Annotated in this window: 18 protein-coding genes; 10 read left to right on the top strand and 8 right to left on the bottom strand. The window is 70.9% G+C overall.

The genetic code is table 11. The annotated features are described in order from the left end of the window. Positions 1-60: 60 nt before the first annotated feature. Positions 61-1044, bottom strand: coding sequence for a hypothetical protein (locus tag ACWDAS_RS35845; RefSeq protein WP_450399224.1), 984 nt, complete (start codon positions 1042-1044; stop codon positions 61-63). A 263-nt stretch (positions 1045-1307) separates the two neighbouring features. Here ACWDAS_RS35845 and ACWDAS_RS35850 point away from each other — a divergent pair, with 263 nt between their 5' ends. Beyond that, positions 1308-2090, top strand: coding sequence for a DUF899 domain-containing protein (locus ACWDAS_RS35850; RefSeq protein ID WP_450399225.1), 783 nt, complete (start codon positions 1308-1310; stop codon positions 2088-2090). Between the two features lie 120 nt (positions 2091-2210). Here the strand turns inward: ACWDAS_RS35850 and ACWDAS_RS35855 are convergent, their stop codons facing one another. Next, positions 2211-3233 (bottom strand): AraC family transcriptional regulator ligand-binding domain-containing protein, encoded by a 1023-nt coding sequence (locus tag ACWDAS_RS35855; RefSeq protein WP_450399226.1) that lies wholly within the window; start codon positions 3231-3233, stop codon positions 2211-2213. 224 nt (positions 3234-3457) lie between these two features. On the opposite strand from ACWDAS_RS35855, the gene ACWDAS_RS35860 reads away from it, so the two are divergent. Then, entirely contained in the window at positions 3458-4327 is an 870-nt protein-coding gene (locus tag ACWDAS_RS35860) for a 3-hydroxyacyl-CoA dehydrogenase (RefSeq protein ID WP_450399228.1), read from the top strand. Between the two features lie 975 nt (positions 4328-5302). Then, entirely contained in the window at positions 5303-5905 is a 603-nt protein-coding gene (locus tag ACWDAS_RS35865) for a GOLPH3/VPS74 family protein (RefSeq protein WP_450399230.1), read from the top strand. Positions 5906-6113: 208 nt separating this feature from the next. Here ACWDAS_RS35865 and ACWDAS_RS35870 read toward each other — a convergent pair whose 3' ends face one another. Then, on the bottom strand, positions 6114-7307 hold the full coding sequence (locus tag ACWDAS_RS35870; RefSeq protein WP_450399231.1) for an ROK family transcriptional regulator: 1194 nt from the start codon (positions 7305-7307) through the stop codon (positions 6114-6116). A gap of 270 nt (positions 7308-7577) precedes the next feature. On the opposite strand from ACWDAS_RS35870, the gene mmsA reads away from it, so the two are divergent. The 5 genes from mmsA to ACWDAS_RS35895 all read left to right on the top strand — a co-directional run bounded on the left by mmsA (position 7578) and on the right by ACWDAS_RS35895 (position 13451). Beyond that, positions 7578-9125, top strand: a complete 1548-nt coding sequence (gene mmsA, locus ACWDAS_RS35875; RefSeq protein WP_450399234.1) for a multiple monosaccharide ABC transporter ATP-binding protein — start codon at positions 7578-7580, stop codon at positions 9123-9125. Continuing rightward, entirely contained in the window at positions 9122-10420 is a 1299-nt protein-coding gene (gene mmsB, locus ACWDAS_RS35880) for a multiple monosaccharide ABC transporter permease (RefSeq protein WP_450399236.1), read from the top strand. Before mmsA ends, mmsB begins: the two co-directional genes overlap by 4 nt. Before the next feature lie 80 nt (positions 10421-10500). Continuing rightward, positions 10501-11613, top strand: coding sequence for a substrate-binding domain-containing protein (locus ACWDAS_RS35885; RefSeq protein ID WP_450399238.1), 1113 nt, complete (start codon positions 10501-10503; stop codon positions 11611-11613). A gap of 584 nt (positions 11614-12197) precedes the next feature. Next, the gene (locus ACWDAS_RS35890; RefSeq protein WP_450399239.1) at positions 12198-12809 is read left to right on the top strand and encodes an AAA family ATPase; all 612 of its coding nucleotides are present in this window, start codon (positions 12198-12200) and stop codon (positions 12807-12809) included. A gap of 183 nt (positions 12810-12992) precedes the next feature. Then, positions 12993-13451, top strand: coding sequence for an N-acetyltransferase family protein (locus tag ACWDAS_RS35895; RefSeq protein ID WP_450399242.1), 459 nt, complete (start codon positions 12993-12995; stop codon positions 13449-13451). 278 nt (positions 13452-13729) lie between these two features. Here ACWDAS_RS35895 and ACWDAS_RS35900 read toward each other — a convergent pair whose 3' ends face one another. After that, the gene (locus ACWDAS_RS35900; RefSeq protein WP_450399245.1) at positions 13730-14584 is read right to left on the bottom strand and encodes an NmrA/HSCARG family protein; all 855 of its coding nucleotides are present in this window, start codon (positions 14582-14584) and stop codon (positions 13730-13732) included. A gap of 333 nt (positions 14585-14917) precedes the next feature. Further along, a complete protein-coding gene (gene wrbA / locus ACWDAS_RS35905) occupies positions 14918-15583 on the bottom strand; it encodes an NAD(P)H:quinone oxidoreductase (RefSeq protein ID WP_450399247.1) in 666 nt (221 codons plus the stop codon). Between the two features lie 327 nt (positions 15584-15910). Between wrbA and ACWDAS_RS35910 the strand changes: the two genes are divergently transcribed. Further along, positions 15911-16084: a hypothetical protein gene (locus tag ACWDAS_RS35910; protein ID WP_450399250.1), complete on the top strand. Its 174-nt coding sequence runs from the start codon at positions 15911-15913 to the stop codon at positions 16082-16084. Positions 16085-16141: 57 nt separating this feature from the next. Here ACWDAS_RS35910 and ACWDAS_RS35915 read toward each other — a convergent pair whose 3' ends face one another. The 3 genes from ACWDAS_RS35915 to ACWDAS_RS35925 all read right to left on the bottom strand — a co-directional run bounded on the left by ACWDAS_RS35915 (position 16142) and on the right by ACWDAS_RS35925 (position 19091). Next, positions 16142-17023, bottom strand: coding sequence for a serine hydrolase (locus tag ACWDAS_RS35915; protein ID WP_450399253.1), 882 nt, complete (start codon positions 17021-17023; stop codon positions 16142-16144). A 587-nt stretch (positions 17024-17610) separates the two neighbouring features. Beyond that, positions 17611-17766 (bottom strand): hypothetical protein, encoded by a 156-nt coding sequence (locus tag ACWDAS_RS35920; RefSeq protein ID WP_450399255.1) that lies wholly within the window; start codon positions 17764-17766, stop codon positions 17611-17613. 41 nt (positions 17767-17807) lie between these two features. Then, the gene (locus ACWDAS_RS35925; protein ID WP_450399258.1) at positions 17808-19091 is read right to left on the bottom strand and encodes an MFS transporter; all 1284 of its coding nucleotides are present in this window, start codon (positions 19089-19091) and stop codon (positions 17808-17810) included. Positions 19092-19625: 534 nt separating this feature from the next. Between ACWDAS_RS35925 and ACWDAS_RS35930 the strand changes: the two genes are divergently transcribed. Further along, complete coding sequence (locus tag ACWDAS_RS35930; protein WP_450399260.1) at positions 19626-20141, top strand: DinB family protein; 516 nt, start codon at positions 19626-19628, stop codon at positions 20139-20141. Positions 20142-20232 lie beyond the last annotated feature (91 nt).

Below are 20232 nucleotides of genomic sequence, written 5' to 3' on the forward strand. Positions count from 1 at the left end.
CCCGGTCACGGTCACGCCGGTCATCGTGATCCGCCTCGCCGCGACGTGGGCGGCGGCTCGTCAGAATCCCAGGGACTTCGTCGTGTAGGCGCACTCGGTGTAGATGTAGCCGGACTTGAGGGTGACCTTGTCGGACGCGGGGGTCGAGCCGTCGGCCGCCGTGGACCTGTGCAGGAAGTACGTGGTGCCGACGGGCAGGCGGATGGTCCGCTGCGGGTAGTTCCCGCCGTTCTTCTGGCAGGGCTTGAACCCCGGCAGCGTGCTGTCCGGGAGGGAGTAGGAGGTGCGGCCGCCGCAGGCCTTGAGCGTGATGCTTCCGGTCACCGGGCCGGTGTACAGCACCGTGACGGCGTGGGGGCTGTCATTCTTGATCGTGACGGAGATGCTGCCGCCGGACGCCAGCGTGGGCAGGCGCTTGCCCGCCGCGGGCAGCTCGTCCGCGATCTCCGCCGCGATGGCGAACTTCTTCGCCATCGCCCGGTTCCGGCCGCTCTTGTGGTCGCGGACGAACTGGTTCATCGACTCGCGCGCCTGGTCGAAGTCGCCGTCCTTGTACTGGTCGATCCCGCAGGTGTGGACGCCCGAGTCGGCGCTCCTTCCGGCCCGGTCGGCGTGCTCGGCGAGGGCCTCGGCCACTCCCGCCGCACCTCCCCGCAGGCCTCCGATCTGGCTGCCGAGGGTGCGCAACCGCTCGACGGCCGCGCACGGGTCGGAGCCCCGCACGGCCCTGGCGGCACCGTCCACGGCAGAGCCGACGGCCGGCGCGACCTTCGCCGCCTGTGCCGAGTCGGGGAAGGTGGTCAGGAGGTCGCCGAAGAGCTCCGTCCAGTCGGCGGTTCTGCCGGCCAGGTGGTCCGACCCGCATTCGTACAAGGAGGTGGCCAGACGGTCGTCGGGCCACTCGGCCAGCGCGCCGAGTTCCTTCCTGCCCATGGTGGCCGGGACTGTGCGCAGGTACGTCAGCCCCGGTATCGCGGCGCAGTAGTCCTCCTGCCCGTAGGCGGCGCCCACCATCGCGTAGTAGGCCTTCAGCCGGTCGGGCACCCGTGCGGCGGCGCGGGAGTCCGGGTGGCCGGATCTGATGTCGCGGTAGTCGTGGAGGGCCTTGCGGTAGCCGGCCTCGGCCGGGCCGAACGGCTTGCCGCGCGGATGGGGGCGATGGACCTGTCAGCCCGAGGTGATCCGTGCGGGCCCGGCCGAGGGCGTACCCCACTGCGATGAGTTCCCGCCGGGGCGCGAGTCTGTTCTGGTGACCGTCGTAGAACGCCGTACGACGCTGCCCGGCACGAGACATCTCGGAGGACACCATGACGACCACGCCGGACGACCCGACCACCGCGCTGCCCGGCCGCCCGCCCGTCGTCGATCTGGCCACCTGGCAGGCCGCCCGTGACGAGCTGCTGGTCCGCGAGAAGGCCCACACCCGCGAGGGCGATGCCCTCGCCGCGGCCCGCCGCCGGCTGCCGATGGTGGAGCTCGACGGCTCGGTCGAGGTCGTCGGACCCGACGGACCGGTCCCGTTCCTCGACCTGTTCCAGGGCCGCGACGAGCTCGTGGTCTACAAGCACATGTGGTACGACGGCGCGCCGCACCAGGGGCAGTGCGAGGGCTGCACCACCACGGCCTGGCACCTGAAGGACGCCGTCTACCTCAACGCCCGCGGCGTCTCGTTCGCCGTCGTCACCACGGGCCCGTGGGACGAGGTGGCCTCCTACGTCGAGTTCATGGGCTACACCCAGCCCTGGTACTCGGTGCGCGACGTGGAGGCGCCGGTCGGCGGCAGCATGGGTTACCTCACCTGCTTCCTGCGCGACGGCGACCGCGTGTTCCTCACCTACGCCACGACGGGCCGTGGCAACGAGCCGGTCAACGGGTCCTTGACCCTGCTCGACATGACGCCCTACGGCCGCGGCGAGGCGTGGGAGGACAAGCCGGAGGGCTGGCCCGAGGGACGCAGCGCGTGCTGGTCCTGGCGCTCGGACGCGGACGGGAAGGCCACCTGGGGCCCGACCAGCCGCCCCGTGCCGCAGTGGACCCGCCCCGGCGCGACCCCCGTGGAGTCCCTCGGCCGGCACGGCCACCATCACTGACGCGCCTTCGTCGACGGCGCAGGCACAGCTGCCGGGTGCCGGGCGGAACCTCAGGACGATGCGAGGGTCCGCCCGCGCGCCCGCTCGGTGGGGGTTCGCCGGTACGGACTGCGCCGGGGACTATCCGCTACGGTCCCGGCGTGCGTCGCGCCGTACCTGTGAGGGGGATCGGTTCCACCAGCGGCGGCAGCACCGGGTGAACGCGGACTGCTCCGACAGACCCAGCAGTGACGCGATCTGGTTCATCGGCAGGTCGGTGGCGGCGAGGTAGTGGCGGGCGGTGTCGCGTCGTACGTCGTCGAGGATCGCGGCGAACGTGGTGCCCTCAGCCGCGAGCCGGCGCTGGAGGGTTCGCGGGTGCACCGACAGCAGACGCGCGACCGGGTCGATGCCGGACGCGTTGGCCGCGCCGAGTGACCGGGCGAGAGCGGCATGAACCCGTGGCCTCAGCTCCGCGGACGGCTCCGGGGCCTGCTGGGCGAGGAAGGCCAGGGCGAGTGCCCGCAACGTTTCGTCGCGGCTGCTGAGCGGCAGTGCCAGTGAACTGCGCGGCATACGCAGCAGCCCCTCCGGCCGGCGGAATCGTGCTTCGGCGCCGAAGAACGACTCGTAGACGCGGACGGGGGCCAGCGGTGGGTGCTGCAGCTCGACACCGCGCAGTCCGTACGGGCCGCCCACCAGGCACGTGATCACGCGGTGGGTGAAGCCGAGCGCCTGATCCACGCTCTGCGCGGAGAGCGCCTGGGCTGCGTCTCCGCCGTAGCGCACGGCGACCACCCCGCGTGCGCGGCGCGGGTCGGGTTCCACGCTGAGCCGCAGCGACCGTCCGTGCAGGTACAGGTAGCGGGAGGTGCTCTCCAGCGCGTCAGCGACGCTCCGCGAACTCTGGATCGCCAGCGCCAGCGGCCCCAGGACACCCAGGTCCTGGCGCGCGGCCAGCCGCAGCCCCAGGTCCGGGCACGTCAGGCTCAGGGCGGCGAGCTCCAGTACCGCGGCCACCGCGTCACCGTCGACGAGTATCTCGTCGGCGTCCAGCGCAGCCACCGGGAGGCCCGCCTGGAACGCCAGCGCCTCGGCGTTCCCGCCGAGCTCGGCAACGACGGCGCGGAAGTTCCGCAGAGCGGCCGAACGTATCAGGGCCATGTCGTCCAGGGTCAAAAAATTGTCGTCCGGAGTCAAAACTCGGAGGATTTCCAGCCCTAGATTCGGGGACGTGACCGCTTCTCCCTGAGAGTCGTCCCACCGGACCTCGGCAGTCACCCGCACCCTCATCCACGTCCTGCAGCAGCCGCTTCGGCGGCAGGCCGCCGCTGACGCCACAGCGCCCGGGCGAATCAACACCCGGGCGAACACGGAAAGGAAATCCGATGGCGGTCTTCAAGACGGTCACCGTTCTCGGCACCGGTGTGCTCGGATCGCAGATCGCGTTCCAGGTCGCCCGTCACGGCATTCCCGTACAGTCCTACGACATCAGCCAGGACGCCCTCGACCAGGGCTCACGCCGGCTCGGCGCCCTCGTCGAGCAGTACGTCACCGAGCTGGGCGCCGACAAGCTGACCCCCGCCCGGGACGCGGTCGCACGCATCCACCTCACCACCGACCTGGGTCAGGCGGTGGCCGACGCGGACCTGGTCATCGAGGCCGTCCCGGAGAACATCGAGCTCAAGCGACAGGTCTACGGACGGCTTGCCCAACTGGCGCCCGAGCGCACCGTGTTCGCTACGAACGCCTCGACGTTGCTGCCGAGCCGGTTCGCCGAGGCCACCGGCCGGCCGGACCGCTTTCTCGCACTGCACTTCGCCACGCACATCTGGCGGCACAACATCGCCGAGGTCATGGGCACCTCGCACACCGATCCCGCCGTGTACCGCGCGGTCGTCGAGTTCGCCCGCGAGATCGGGACGGTGCCCATCGAACTGCACAAGGAGCAGCCCGGCCACGTCCTGAACTCACTGCTCATCCCGATGCTCCACGCCGCCGCCAAGCTGCTGATCAACGGTGTGGCGGATGTCGCGACCATCGACACCACCTGGAAGATCGCCACCAGCGCGCCCTCCGGCCCCTTCGAGGTATTCGACAAGATCGGTCTGCGTACCGCGTACGCCGTCGCCTCCGCCTTCCCCGACGCCGAGGGGCTGGCCTTCGCCGATCACCTGAAGACCGCCTACCTGGACCAGGGAAAGCTCGGGCTGGAATCCGGCGAGGGCTTCCACACCTACGGGCCGGCCGCGGCGTAGGCGACCTGGCGGAACGGCGACGGCGGGAACGGCGGCTTCGTCCAGGGCCCGGAACGCCACACATCGCAGAACGCGGGGGTGGCGTTTGTCCAGAACGGAATGAGCATTGAACATCCACCCCTTCCGAATACTGCGCCGCAAACCCCTGTGGCTCTCCAACGGCGTCATCGTGGGCGTCCTGGCGACGCTCTTCGCCGTGCTCTACGTCGGCGCCGACATCGACCCGGTCGGGCACCTGCACAAGCTGCCCGTCGGCCTGGTCAACGCCGACGGCGGTGCGCGCACCGCCGGCGCGCGGTGCGCCCGCCGTCACCCGGCGGAGCGTCCCGGGATGCGCGCCGGCCGCGCCACGGCCAGGGTGGACGGTGGAGCAACAGGGCCCGCTTCCCCCAGCGGAGCCCTCGTTGGCGTGTCAGGCCCTGCCGTGCGAGAGGCGGGGCCTGCCGCGCGCCTCCCGCCGCCCAGTCGTTCCCGCCTGCCGCGCGCCCACGATCGGAGCGATGATGGCCGACACCGCGCAGTCCCGCCAGGAGTGGATCGCCGGCGGCCCACGCCCGTCCCTCCCGGGATTCGGGCACACCGTCTTCGTACGGCAGGACGGGCCACCGCAGGGCGCTCCCGTCACCGTGCTCCACGGGTTCCCCTCCCCGTCGCACGACTGGGCGGCCGTCGTGCCGCAGCTCGTGGCCGCGGGCCTGCGCGTGACCACGGCGGACTTCCTCGGACTCGGCGAGAGCGACAAGCCCTGCCCGCACGACCACCCGTTACTCGAACAGGCCGGCCTCGGAACCGCTGGCCCGCGACCCGCGCAGGGTCACGTCGATGACGTGGCCCAACGGAGGCATCTTCCCCGGCGGGCGCTGCGAGCCACGACCGTGTGCGTCCGATCGAGTACCGGCATACGCTGGAAGGTCCCAGACGCGCCGCGGCTGTCCGACGACGTATCCTTGCTGATCTCTTCGACGGGGAGCCGGAATGACCACACCGCGGGATCTGCTGATCGTCACCATGGAGGTGGCGCCCAGCCCTCCCGTGGAGTCGGGCGACCTGTCGCTCGCGCTCGCGGGAGCCGAGGTGATCGATCTGCTCGGCGCGGAGGCCGTCACCCTGGACGGTGACCACCTGGTGCCGGGCCTACGGCCGGCCACCGGTGACGCCCTGCTGGACCAGGCCGCGTCGGTGCTCGTCGACCAGCCGCCGTACGAATCGGTGGAGGACTGGCTGTGGCGCAGGGGCCGTGATCTGTCCACGGTCTACCGCGCCGCCCTGCGGGCGGCAGGACAGGCCACCGTGCACCGTCCCCGCTGGAGGCCCTGGGCGACCGGAGAGCAGGTGCTGGTCGACTCCCCCGCCCGCCAGGATGCGGTCACCCGCTGGACGTCCATGGAGCCCGTTCTGGTCGCCCTCGCCTCCGCCGCCGGGGTTCGCTCAGGCCCGGCCGCCGAGGTCCCGGACGTGACCGACGACGCTGCGGCGACCGTGCTGGCCGCGGTCAACGACGCGGTGGAGGAGCTGCAGGCGGTGCGGCAGCGGCGGGCGGTCGAGAAGGCGGCCTTCGACAACATCTGGCGAGCCTGACCCACCGGACTGCGTACCCCGGCCCGCGCCGGGAGCGGCCCGGACTGCGCCGCCCCGGTCGTGCCGCAGGTGGCCGAAGGTGTGCCGGTCACCGCCGCAGTGGTGCCGTTCGGGGCGTTGCCGGCCGGGAGGGGACGGAGCCGGGACCTCCGGCAGAACGCGCCCGAGGCGGCCGGAGACCGTCCCGGGCTCTGCTCGCCCGCTCCCCTCAGTCCAGGACGAGCGCCGACAGTTGCGGCGAGTACGTCGCGTGCAGGACCAGCGCGGCGCTGCCCACGACGGCCGCGTCCGTGCCGAGCGGGGAGGCCGCGGCATCGACGACCCGGATGTGCCGGGCCAGCGGTCTTCGGGCGAGCGCGGAGGCGACGGCGTCGACGTATCTGGACTCCACGTGCTGGATGCCGTGACCGCCGAGGATGATGAGGTCGACGTCGATGAAGTTGGCGATGCTCACCGCGACGGAGGCGACGTGTTGCGCGGCCTCGTCGATGACGGCACCGGCGACGGGGTCGCCGGCTCCCGCCGCGAGCTGGATCGCCGCGTGGTCGACGGAGGCCGGATCGCGGCGGAACGACTGCGAGAGCGCACTGACGCCGTCGGACCGGTCCTTGAGCCGGCGGTGCACCTCGGCGACGATCGCGGACGGGTTGACCAGTGTCTCCAGGCAGCCCCGGTTGCCGCAGTAGCACTCCGGCCCGTCGGACAGCACGGTGGAGTGGCCGAACTCGCCCGCGTTGAGGGAACCGCCCCTGTAGACCTGGTGGTTGAGGACCAGGCCACCGCCGATGCCGGTGCCGAAGAAGAGGTAGGCGAAGTTCGCGACGCCCTTACCCGCGCCGGACCAGCGCTCGCCGATCGCGGCGGCGGTGGCGTCGTTGTCGAGCGTCACCGGCAGGCCGGTGACCTCGCTCAGCATCTCCTGCAGGGGCACCCGCGTCCAGTGCGCGAGCTGAGGCGGGGCGACGACCACGCCGAGTTGCTGGTCGATCGGCCCCGGAGTGGCGAGCCCCAGCCCCAGGACCTTGCTGCGCGGTATCCGTGCTTCGGCGAGCACATCGGCGACCAGTTCGGCCATGGCCGCCACCACGTGCGACGGATCGGTGCCGGGAGGAGTGGGGCGCCGCTTGACGACCAGCGGACGCCCGAGCAGGTCGACCACGGAGCAGGTGAGTTCGACCGGGTCGAAGACGAGCCCGACCGCACTGCCCGCGTCCGCGTTGACCCGCAGGGTGGTGCGGGGTTTGCCGCCGCCGGCGCCGCGGCTGGCACCGTCCTCCCGCACGATCCCCTCGTCCAGCAGCCGGCGGACGATGCCGGAGACGGTCTGCGGAGTGAGACCGGTCCGCTGGGCGATCTCAACCCGGCTGATTCCGTCGACGAGTTGGATCTGGTCCAGGACCACCGCCCTGTTGTACCGCCCGACCTTGGGAAGATTTGTCCCTGCCTGCCGCACACGAGCTCCTCTCTCTGCTCGGCTCAACGAACATACTGCTACGAGGCGTTGACTTAGTAAAACAAATGGATTTAAAGTCCGGTGCCGCAGAGGTAACACGCCCGACATGGAGGCGCGGCGCAGTGTCATCGGAGGCAAGTTGATGCCCACGCAAGATTGCATCCCAGGAGAAGCGGATCCGCGCCGCCGTCGCGGCGACCGCCACGTGGAGCTCCGCGCATGAGCCATGATCCGGTCCTGCTGGAGATGCGGTCCATCACCAAGACGTTCCCGGGCGTGACGGCGCTCGCCGACGTCAACCTGCTGGTGAAGGAGGGTGAGATCCACGCGATCTGCGGCGAGAACGGCGCAGGCAAGTCCACCCTCATGAAGGTGCTGAGCGGGGTGCACCCGCACGGCAGTTACACGGGCGACATCGTCTACCGGGGCGACGCGGTCCGGTTCCACGACATCCGCGCCAGCGAGCGGGCCGGCATCGTCATCATCCACCAGGAGCTGGCGCTGGTCCCCGAGATGTCTATCACCGAGAACATCTTCCTCGGCAACGAGCCGCGCAGGCGCGGCGGGATCGACTGGAAGGCCGCACAGCGCCGGGCGCTCGAGCTGATGGAGCAGGTCGGGCTCCGCGAGGACCCGGACACGCTGGTCAAGGACATCGGTGTCGGCAAGCAGCAACTCGTCGAGATAGCCAAGGCCTTCGCCAAGGACGTGAAGCTGCTCATCCTCGACGAGCCGACCGCGGCCCTGAACGAGACCGACTCCCAGCACCTGCTCGACCTGCTGCGGGGCTTCCGGGAGCAGGGCATCACCTCGATCATCATCTCCCACAAGCTGAACGAGATCGAGGCGATCGCCGACACCATCACGATCCTGCGCGACGGCCGGACGATCGAGAGCCTGGACGTCAGGGCCGACGGGGTCAACGAGGACCGCATCGTGCGCGGCATGGTCGGCCGCGAGCTCGACAGCCGGTTCCCCGACCACACGCCCGACATCGGCGAGGTCTTCTTCGAGGTCCGGGACTGGACCGTGCGGCACCCGGCCTCGGACGAACGGCTGGTGTGCAAGGGCTCCAGCTTCACGGTCCGGCGCGGCGAGATCGTCGGTTTCGCCGGTCTCATGGGCGCCGGCCGTACCGAGCTCGCGATGAGCCTGTTCGGCCGCTCCTACGGCACCTACCTGTCCGGCCGGGTCTTCAAGGACGGCAAGGAGATCCAGCTGAAGTCGGTGGCGGACGCCATCCGGCAGGGCCTCGCCTACGTCAGCGAGGACCGCAAGTCCATCGGCCTCAACCTGCTGGACGACATCAAGTCCTCGATGGTGGCGGCCAAACTGTCGAAGATCGCCCGGCACAAGGTCATCGACCCGGTCCGCGAGCACCAGGTCGCCGAGGAGTACCGGCAGACTCTGCGGATCAAGACCCCGAGCGTCGACGAAGGGGTCGTGAAGCTCTCCGGAGGCAACCAGCAGAAGGTCGTCCTGGCGAAGTGGATGTTCACCGACCCGGACCTGCTGATCCTCGACGAGCCGACGCGAGGCATCGACGTGGGTGCCAAGTACGAGATCTACGGGATCATCCAGCGGCTGGTCGGCCAGGGCAAGGGCGTCGTCGTCATCTCCTCGGAACTGCCCGAGCTCATCGGACTGTGCGACCGCATCTACACGGTGTTCGAAGGCGCCATCACCGGTGAGGTGACCCGCCGCGACGCGAACCCGGAACTCCTCATGAAACAGATGACCTCTATGAAGAAGACACCGAGCCCATGAGCCGTATCACAGAGCTGCAGAAGAACCTGTTCGGAGGCACGACCTCCAACGCCCGCCAGTTCGGCATGATCGCCACGCTCGTCGCGATCGTGCTGCTCTTCCAGATCTGGACGGGAGGGCTGACGCTGACCTCCGGCAACCTCATCGCCGTGGTCAGCCAGTACTCCTACATCCTGATCCTGGCCATCGGCATGCTGATGGTGATCGTCGCCGGGCACATCGACCTCTCGGTCGGCTCGGTGGCGGCGTTCACCGGGATCGTGGTCGCCAAGACGATGCAGGAGCACTCCCTGCCGTGGCCCCTGGGCATCGTGCTCGGGCTGCTCGTCGGCGCGGCGATCGGTGCCTGGCAGGGTTTCTGGGTCGCCTACGTAGGGGTGCCGGCGTTCATCGTCACGCTGGCCGGAATGCTGCTGTTCCGCGGCGGCAACCAGTACATCGGCAACGCCGACACCGTGCCGGTCCCCACCGGCTTCCGTGACATCGGCGCGGGCTTCCTGCCGGAGGTGGGGCCGGACACCGGCTACAACAACCTGACACTGGTGCTGGGCCTGGCGGCCTGCCTCGGCGTGGTGTGGCGGGAGTTGAGGGCACGGCGGGTCCGGCGCGAGATGAAGGCCGACGCCGCGCCGCTGTGGGTGACGGCGATACGGCTGGTCGTCATGGTCGCCGTCATCGTCTTCGCCACGCTCCGCTTCGCCGGTGGTCGCATCGGCACCAGCCTGCCCATCTCCGGCATCATCCTGATCGTCCTGGTGCTCGCGTACTCCTACTACACCCGCAACACCATCGGCGGCCGGCACATCTACGCCGTCGGCGGCAACTCGCGCGCGGCCGAGCTGTCCGGCGTGAAGCTGAGGCGGGTGAACTTCCTCGTCATGATGAACATGTCCGTACTGGCCGCGCTGGCCGGCATGATCTTCGTGGCACGGTCCGCGGCATCCGGCCCGCAGGACGGTCTGAGCTGGGAACTCGACGCCATCGCGGCCGTGTTCATCGGTGGCGCGGCGGTCTCCGGCGGCCTCGGAACCATCAGCGGCTCCATCGTCGGCGGCCTCGTCATGGCGCTGCTCAACAACGGTCTGCAACTCGAGGGTGTCGGCTCCGACATGGTCCAGATCATCAAGGGCCTGGTCCTCCTCCTCGCCGTCGCGTTCGACGTCTACAGCAAGAGCCAGGGGCGTTTCTCCATCATCGGATCGCTGATGCGCCCGTTCGGCCGGCACGAGACGACCACACCGGCCGATCCGCAGAAACCGGCTTCCGACCCCGACAAGGCTCCGGTCGCAGGCTGACCGGCCGGCCGTAACCCACGGTGCCGCCTCCGCGCGGCTCTCGACTGTCCCCGCATCACGAGGAAGGGCTCATCCCCATCATGCGCAGAACCATCACCAGAGGCATCGCCGCGATCGGCGCCGTCGCACTGCTCGCTCTGGGCACGGCGTGCTCCAACGAACGCGAGGGCTCCACCGACGGGAAGGGCAGCAGCAACGCCAAGGGCTTCGCTCAGGACTCCCTGATCGGTGTCGCGCTCCCCGCGAAGACCTCGGAGAACTGGGTGCTCGCCGGTGACCTGTTCACCAACGGCCTGAAGGACGCCGGCTTCAAGGCCGACGTGCAGTACGCGGGCGCCTCGACCACCGTCGCGGACCAGCAGGCGCAGATCTCCTCCATGGTCACCAAGGGCGCGAAGGTGATCGTCATCGGCGCGACCGACGCCGCGCAGCTCTCCACCCAGGTCGCGCAGGCAAAGCAGGCCGGCGCCACCGTCATCGCCTACGACCGGCTCATCACCAACACGAAGGACGTCGACTACTACATCGCGTTCGACAACTTCAAGGTCGGTCAGCTGCAGGGCCAGGCCCTCATCGACGGCATGAAGGCCAAGAAGCCGAAGGGCCCCTGGACGATCGAGCTGTTCTCCGGCTCGCCGGACGACAACAACTCCAAGGTCTTCTTCGACGGCGCGATGGAGGTGCTGAAGCCCCTCATCGACAAGGGCGACATCGTTGTCGGCTCGGGTCAGACGGACATCAAGCAGACCGCGACCCAGGGGTGGAAGGCGGAGAACGCCCAGCAGCGGATGGACTCCCTGCTGACCTCGACGTACAACGGCAGCAAGAAGCTCGACGGTGTCCTGTCCCCGAACGACACCCTTGCCCGAGCGATCATCACCTCGGTGAAGGGCTCCGGAAAGCCGGTCCCGGTCGTCACGGGTCAGGACTCCGAGGTCGAGTCGGTCAAGTCCATCATGGCCGGTGTGCAGTACTCGACCATCAACAAGGACACCCGCAAGCTCGTCGCCGAGACCATCAAGATGGTCCAGTCCCTGCAGAAGGGCGACAAGCCGCAGATCAACGACACCAAGTCGTACAACAACGGCACCAAGATCGTCCCGTCGTACCTCCTCCCGCCGGTCATCGTGACCAAGGAGAACGCGGCCGAGGCATACGCCAACGACCCCAAGCTGTCGCCGCTCACCAAGTAGATCCCCGCAGTCGGCTCTCGGGCGCGCCGGACCTGTCCGGCGCGCCCGCGCGCATGTGCGGGTCGGTCGCGTCGGCGTGGCCTCGGCCCGGCTCGGCGGGGTGCCGTCACCTTGGTCAGCGCTGAACCGGAAGGCCCGGGTAGAGCACGTCGAGAGGGCCGGACAGCGCTGCCCGGGCCGGGCATCCGGTCGCGGCGCCGTTCGGCGAACGGCCGGGCCTTCTCACCGCCGGCGACGTAGGGGTGGACGCCGTTGCAGACGATGTCGCCCGCGTGCCGCCGTCGCCGGGCACGAAGGCGGGTTCCGAGAGCAGCGCCGGCCGCCCGAAGGGCGGGGCCCGCGGCGGATGCGCGCGAGCCTGACGCACCCGGCCCGCGGGGCGCCGCGTCCGCCCGAGCCGCACGGCACGCCGCACCTCCGTCGGTGACGTCGACCGGGGCGGCGCCGGTACGCGACACAGGCAGCCGGAGAACACCGGGGCAGTCAGGATCCCGCCCAGAAGTCGATCAGGAATCCCTCAGGGAGCGCTCACCCCGCGAACGACGGTGGCGGGTGGGACGGCCGGTCGGCGAGAATGACCGGTCATGGCAGAACAGGCGCAGCCGGATCGGCGGTCCTGGACGGTGACCCTCGTGTGCGGCGCATCGGGAGTCGGCAAGTCGAGCATCGCGATTCCGCTGGCCGCGCGTTACGGAGCTCCGCTGGCCGAGGCGGACGACATCGTCACGGCGCTTCGAGCGCTGACCACCCCGCAGCAGTCACCCGTCCTGCATTACTGGGACACCCACCCCGAGGCACGGTCCTGGGCTCCGGAGAGGATCGCCGAACTGCATTTCGCGGTGGCCGACGCGCTGCGTCCCGGAGTCGAGGCGGTGATCGCCGACCACATCGAGTACGGCGCCCCGGTCGTGTTCGAAGGCGACCACCTGGTTCCGGAGCTCGCGGCGGGGTTCGGTGGCGCGGCCCGCGCAGTCGTCCTCGGCGAACCCGACGATGAGCGGGTCACCGCGAATTTCCGGGCGCGGGAGCCCGACGGGGGCGATCAGCGGCACCGCGCGAGGGTCAGCACCCTCATCGACGCGCAACTCACGAGGCGCGCCCAAGCTGTCGGCATGCCAGTGGTGCCCGCGTGGCCCTGGCACGACGGACTCGACCGGGTGGACCGTGCGCTGCGCGCCTGGCGCCGCCCCGCCTGAACCACGTCCGAGTCAGGTGAGCGGTCGGCCGGCGGCCAGGGTCTCGGAGAGACCCACGGCGGGTCAGCCGGGCATCCCGGTCAGCACGCGCTGCCGGCGCTCCGTCAAAGGGCTGTCCTTCCGGTTCGCGGTGCCGGGGAAGCAACGAGAGCGGGAGGAACTGCGCGCTGTAGCCTGGCGATCATGACGGACTGGGAGCTACGGCCGGCCTCGGTGGCGGACGTCGAAGCGGTGGCCGAGTTGCGCGCCGTGGTGCTGCGGGCGGATCTGGAGCGGCTCGCACGGTACGACGAGCAACGCGTGCGGCAACGGCTGCGGGACGGGTTCGCACCGGCGCACACCCATGTGATCGAGGTGGGCGGCGCATTCGTCGGCTGCGTGTCGCTGCGGCCGGAAGAGGACTCCCACTGGCTGGAGCACTTCTACCTCGCCCCGCAACTGCAGGGCCGCGGCATCGGTTCGGCCGTGCTGCGCGGGTTGCTGCAGCGGTGCGACCGCGATGGCACCCCGGTCCGGCTGAACGTGCTGCAGGGCAGTCCGGCCCGGCGGCTCTACGAGCGGCACGGATTCGCGGTCGAGACCGAGGACCCGGTGGACGTGTTCATGGTGCGCGAGCCGCCGTCCGCCGTGCCTGACGAGTGATCATCTGGCGGGACCGCTACGGCAGATGGTCCGGCATACCGCACCGGGCGGTGTCGGAGCGGCCCGGGGCGGCCGGCCGCCGACTCGCCGCCCTCACCGCCTGGCCACCGCCTGGCCACCGCCTGGCCACCGCCTGGCCGGACAGGGCTCAGTCCTTCCGGCGCACAGCTGTGCAGGAGGCTCCCACGGGGCCCGCGGTTGAGGCCGTACTCGCCCGCCGTCTCGTGGCCGGAGCGGCTGAGATGCCCGCGAGGTCGCTCGCGTCGGCTGCCCGGGCGTCAGCCGCGGGGCACCGGCCAGGTCTGCCGGGCGGCCCAGTCCGCGAAGGACAGCCAGGAGACACCGGGGAAGTCTGCGCGCAGGGCTGCGAGGTCGACGTGGTAACCGCTCTCCGTCAGGTAGGTGAACATCGCGGCCATGTCGGGATTGGCCTGCCGCAACGACTCCAGGGGAATGCTGCGGAAGGTCACCGGGCCGCCCGCCGCGTCCGACACGGCACGGGCCATCTGCGCGGGGGTGGGGTCGTCCCCCGCGATCTCGACGCGCCGGCCGATCCACCGGCCCGGGTCGGCGACGATCGCCGCCACGACACGGCCGAGGTCGCCCCTGGCGACCTGCTGAAGCGGCGTGTCGGCCGGGAGCGCCATGGTGATCTCGCCCGCGGCGACCTCCTGGAGCGCGCCGAGGGCGTTGTCGTAGAAATACGTCGGCGCGACGACCGTGGCGGGCAGGCCGGCCTCGGCGAGGGCCCGCTCGACGCGTGCCTTCGTCTCGAAGTGCGGAATGCCCGTGTCCCGGTCGGCGCTCGCGACGGACGCCATGACGAGATGCGGCAACGAGGCCCGACCGGCCGCCTCGATGATCGCCATGCCCTGGGCCACCTCGGCCGCCAGCCCGTCCTGGAAGGGGGTGGTGACCGCGTACGCCGCGGCTGCCCCGCGGAACGCCTCGGCGAGTGAGGCTGCGTCGGTCAGCTCGCCCCGCACCACCTCGACGCCCGCCGCGACCAGCGGGCGGACCCTGGCCGCCCCGGGATCGCGCACCACCGCGCGCACACTACGACCGGCCTCCAGAAGCGCTGCGACCACGGCACCGCCCTGCCCGCCCGTCGCACCCAGCACCGCGATCGTCATGGCTCCTCCTCGCAACGGCGCACCCTTGTCCATGGTCGCGGCAGCACCCCTGTGCGGCCACTTCCCCTCCCTCCGAACGGGCGAGCCTGCCCACGGTCAGGCGGCCCGGGCGGGGGGCCACGGCGTCCGACGTGGCGTGGAGGAAGACGAGGAGCTTCCCGTATGCCTCGCTTCCGGTCCGGGGCCCTGGACCCGGCGACGACGCCGAGGTGGAGGCTCGCCCCGGGGCGGACAGGTCGGCGGCGCCTCCGGCACGACATGAAGAGGCGCCGCCGAGTGGTTAACGGCGCACCCGGGGCTGTCCGTTGCAGCGGGTGCGCCGTCGTCTCCGGATCAGCCCGCCAGGCCGGTGTTCAGGGCGGCGGCGAGCTTGATCACGCGCTCGGTCTGGATGCGGGCGGCGGTGCGGGTGGTGTCGTTGACGGGGTTGGCACCCTGGGCGTCCACGTGGGAGGTGCCGTAGGGGTTGCCGTCGACGAACTTGGCGGGGTCGGTGTAACCCGGGGTGACGATGATGCCGCCGAAGTGGTGGATGGAGTTGTACAGCGCGAGCAGGGTGGACTCCTGGCCGCCGTGGTTGGTGGCGGTGGAGACGAAGGCGCTGTAGACCTTGTCGGCCAGCTTGCCCTGGGCCCACAGGCCGCCGAGGGTGTCGATGAACTGCTTGAGCTGCGAGGAGATGTTGCCGAAGCGGGTGGGGGTGCCGAAGATGACGGCGTCGGCCCACTCGACGTCGGCGGGGGTGGCCACCGGGACATCCGCGGTGGCGGTGTGGTTGGCGGCCCAGGCGGGGTTGGAGTCGATCGCCGACTGCGGGGCGAGCTCGGCGGCCTTGACCAGCCGCACCTCTGCACCGGCCTTCTCGGCGGTGTCGGCCATCTCCTTCGCGATCTCGGTGATGGTGCCGGTGGAGGAGTAGTAGACGATCGCGAGCTTGACGGACACGGTGGTTCCTTTCACAGAGGGCTTTCCCCGAGGTTCGGGGGGTGCGAGGCCCATGGATGCCGCAGCCCGTACGAGCCGGGCGGCGAGGTCACTGGTTGAAGAATAAACAACATGGGGGCGCCCCTGTCCAACGCCATCCGTGCGACGAATGTCACGCCGGGCTCACAGCAGTCGGCCGGGGCGCGTTGCGATGCACGCCGGCACCGAGGCCCCGTTTGGCTCGCGGGTCCGATGGCGGCTCGCGTGACGAACGGTCACCTTCTCGGGGTTCTGGAAGCACGAGGCGCGCGGCCAAGTCGCCTGATCACCCCTCCGCGGGAGGCGGCCACTGCCAAGGTGGTGACATGAAGTACATGGTGCTGATGTACGCCGACCGCGGCGATGACCGCCGATGAGCGCGCCGAGGTGTTCCGCAGACACGAAGCGCTCCACCAGGACCTGGCGGACTCCGGCGAGATGCTGAACAGCCCGGCGCGCAGCCCGGGGCCGCGCGCTGTTGCCGTCATGATCTCGACCGTATCCGTGAGGCAGCCCATCCGTGCGGACCGTTCGTGAAAGACCGGACCACTTCGCCGCGCGGCCTCACCCGTCGACGGTCGTCCGAGGGGGCTGTCAGCCCGTACCGGCCTGCACGGCGCTCGCCGTGGGGTTGAGGTCCTTGTGGATCGCGCGGGCCACCGCCTCGATGGTGCCGATGCCGGCGGCCATCGTCTTGTCGTCGTGGGTGAGCACGGTGATGGTGTAGTCGTGCCCGGCACCGGTGAAGGCGCCCAGGCTGTGCACCCGCCAGCCGTGCGTGGCACGCGACAGCCAGCCGTTCTTGACGTGGACCACCGCGGAGCCCGGCGCGCCCGCCGGGGTGCCCCAGCGCTGCGAGGCGACGACCTTGTTCATCAGCTTGAGGGCGTAGGCGCGCGCGCTGTCGCCGAGCACGCTGTTCCTCGCCGTGATGAGGTCCATCAGCTTCTGCTCGTCGCCGGCCGTGATCTGGGTCAGACCCCACGCGCCGTTGCTGCCCGGCACCGTCCGGTTCATGTGGGCCGCGGACAGGAAGCCCTTGACCTTCGTCACACCGAGCTGCTTCCACAGCGCGGTCGTCGCGTCGTTGTCCGACTTCGTGATCATCGCGGTCGCGAGGCCGGTCTCACGCTGGGTGAGGTAGCGGTTGTGCATCTTGGCGTCCCACAGCAGCGTCCCCAGGACGGTGACCTTCACGGTGCTGGCGGAGTCGAAGTGCTGGTCGGCGCGGAGCGTGCACACCGTGTCCGTGGTGCGGTCGTGCAGGGAGACCGCGGTGAGGGCACTCCTGCCCTTCAGCGCCGTCGTGATGTCCCGCTGCAGTTCACCCGCCAGCCCGGCCTTCCCCGAGGTGCAGGTCACCTGCGGCGCCGCCGTGGCGGCTTCCGCCGCCCCGGCCCCCACGACCACGGGAACCGCCATGCCCGCCACGACCGCGGCGGCGACAGCGCGGCGGGATATTCGTATATGCACCATTCGGCTGGGCCCATCCTCTTTGTCGGCCGGGTCGACTGACCAGTGTGGGCGGATGGCCCTACGGGACGGGGTGTGATGTCAGCCACGGCGGGCCCGGGCGGGCATGGCTCCGGCGGGCCCGTCGGAGCGCGTGCGACCGGGCCCCGGTGAGGGCCGATACGGGTTCACCGGGACCGGGGAGAACGGGGCGCCGCGCGCCCTGCCGCACGCCGCGCGGCCGGGGCCCGATGCCGATACGGGGGCCGGCCACGCACCCGCGCCTCGGCACGGAGTACTCCCAAGTACGCGGGCTCCAAACGTCGATGACGGCCGGTCGGGCGTATGCGAACGGCATCCGCGTCGTCACGGCACCGCCGTGCGGGCGGGCGCGGCGCGGGATCGCGGGATGCGCCGACGGGACGGCCCGCGGCCATCGCGTCGCGCCGCGGTGACCGGCCCGGCGCGGTCGCCGGGCCGAGCCGCGGTGCCCCGTTGCGCGCGGTCGCGGGCAGGGCCCGGATGTGACGAAGGACTCGTCGGGACCGCGGCGGGACCCGGACGGGCAGGACGCCGTCCGGGCCCGCACCTCGCACACCCGCGGACGCTCGTCACGCGGCCTTGGCGCAGTCGAGTCCGAACTGCGAGCGGTGTTCGTTGACGGACTCCTCGACCGTCGTCAGCGGGCGGCCGATGATGCGCGTGCCGGTGGTGCCGGTGCCGGCGAGCAGGCCCTCCTGCTGGTCGGCCTCGGAGTGCTTCCGCATGGCGGCCTGGTGAGAGGCGCTTCCGTGTGCGGCGCCGCCCGTCACTCGGCGGCTGTCCCGGGTGCTCTCACCGACGCCTTTGCCCGCTGCGTTCGCTCCCACGCTGCGCCCGCGGCCGCGAGGACGGGCGCCGCGGCGATGGCGAAGCACGCCGCCAGCGGCAGGCTGTCGATCAGGAGGCCGACCGCGGCCGTCCCGCTCGCGGACCCGGCGTTGATCGCCGTGTTCACCCAGGCTCCGGCCCGGATACGGGTCCCCGCGGCGGCGGACTCGTCCGCGATCAGATAGGCGGTGCTCACCGCGGGTGACACGAACAGTCCGGCGAGTGTCACCGCGCCGGCGAAGACCCGGAGATCGGGCGACATCCCGGCTCCGGCGAGGGCGAGCGCCATCGCCGCAGTGAGCAGTGGCAGCCGCTTCCGGGCGGAGGTCCGCCAGGTCGTCGCGCCGTACGCCAGCCCGCCGACCGCGCTGCCCGCGGAGAGCGCGGCCAGAAGCCAGGAGACCGCTCCGGGCCGGCGCTGCTGCTCGGTGAACGCCACGACGAGCAGGTCCATGGCTCCGAGGCACACTCCGGCACCGGCCGCGAGCGCGATCACCTGCCGCAGCCCGGAGACGGACCCGCGCCGCTGCCGACCGGAAGGAGGCCCCGCCGGCTCCGTTGCGGAGCTGTCACCCGGCGTCCCGGCCGGTTCGACGGGCGTCGCGTGGAAGCCGGCGGCGTGGACGGCGGGGGACGAGACGAACGCGAGCGTCCCGGTGAGCACCAGGGCCGCGCTGACCGCCACACCGACCGCGGGCACGGCGAGTCCGACGAGCACGCCCACGAGCAACGGCCCGGTGACGAACAGCAGTTCCTCCGCCACGGCGTCAAGGCTGTAGGCCCGTTGCCGCAGTCGGCGATCGGTCAGCAGCGCGCTCCACACGGTGCGCATCACGGGCCCGAGCGGCGGCGTGCAGCTTCCGGCGGTCGCGGCCAGCAGGGCCAGCAGCACCCCGGAAGCGCCGGAGCGGCATGTGGCAGCGGCCAGGGCCATCAGGAGCAGCGCGTACGCGCAGGCCATCGGGGTGAGCGCCCCGCGCGGCCCGTACCGGTCGACCAGAGCGGCTCGGGCGGGCGAGAGAAGGACGCTGGTCATGCCGAACAGGGCCATGACGGCGCCGGCCGTTCCGTACGAACCGGTGGATCCCTTGACCGCGAGCACCAGCGACAGGGAGATCATCCCGTAGGAGAGCCGGCCCACCAGTGCGGCGCCGAAGGTCCGGAAGGCATAGGGGGTCCGCAGCACGGCGGAGTACGACGGCATGCGTGAAGACGAGAGCACAGTGGGTTCCTCGGACAGGCAGCGCGAATGCGGACGCTGCGAACACGTGCGGGGACATCGAAAGACCGCGCCCACGGGGCGCGGTCAGCGCGACGTCCTACGCACGGGGGAGGAACATGCCGGTCACCGTAGCAGAGCCTCCGGCGCCGAGGGGGACCCACGCATGGGCCGAAGCACTCGGATGCTCAGGGTTGCCCACTCTGCCGGATCCCTTCGCTGATCAACGCCAGTGGCGCTCGGACCTCTGGTGGCGTCGTCGTCTGGCCGGCGGCAGGGAGGGCTCATAGGGCCGCCCCAAGGCACCCTCCGCAGCCGCAAGGAAATGCCCGGCCCGAAGCTCGGACGGGCGCAGTGACGGCCTACGGCCGCCGATTCCGCCGTGGCCCGAACGCAACCCCTGGAGGGCCCTGGCGGCGGATCATGTGACTGGTTCGAGGTCGGGTCGTCGTTGACCACAGGGCCGGGAAGCCGGTTGCCGGGCGCAGCCGAAAACCAGACGACGGCCGGGTGCCGGGCACCCTAACGTTCACAGGTATGGCACCTTCACTTGAGCGTCCTCCCTTGCACGCCGACGAGCGCACCGCTCTCATCGGCTGGCTGGATCTCCAGCGGCAGATCCTGCTTCGGAAGTGCGACGGCCTGAGCGAGGTGGACGCGCACCGCTCCGTCGTCCCGACCTCGCCGGCGATGACGATGGCCGGGCTGATCAGCCATATGCGGTGGGTCGAACACACCTGGCTGGAGGTCCTGTTCCTCGGCGGCGACAAGACGCGGAACCCGTCCTTTGACGAGACGGACGAGGACGCCGACTGGCGCACCGACGGCGTCCCGCTGACGCAGCTGCTCGCGCAGTACGAGGCCCAGTGCGCCCGAAGCAACGAGATCGTGGCCACGGCCTCCCTGGACGACGTCGGCCGCCACCCCGACTACCGCTCCGGCAACGCCAACCTCCGCTGGATGCTCATCCACCTCGTCGAGGAGACCGGACGGCACGCCGGACACGCGGACATCGTGCGAGAGCTGCTCGACGGGGCGAAGGGGTACTACTAGAAGACTGCTGAAAATCTTGTTGTGGGGCCGCCCGGCCGGAGGCCGGGCGGCCCTTTCCTTTATGCGGTGGCCGGGACGATGTGCCAGGTGG

It is taken from the genome of Streptomyces sp. NPDC001070, assembly GCF_053598835.1.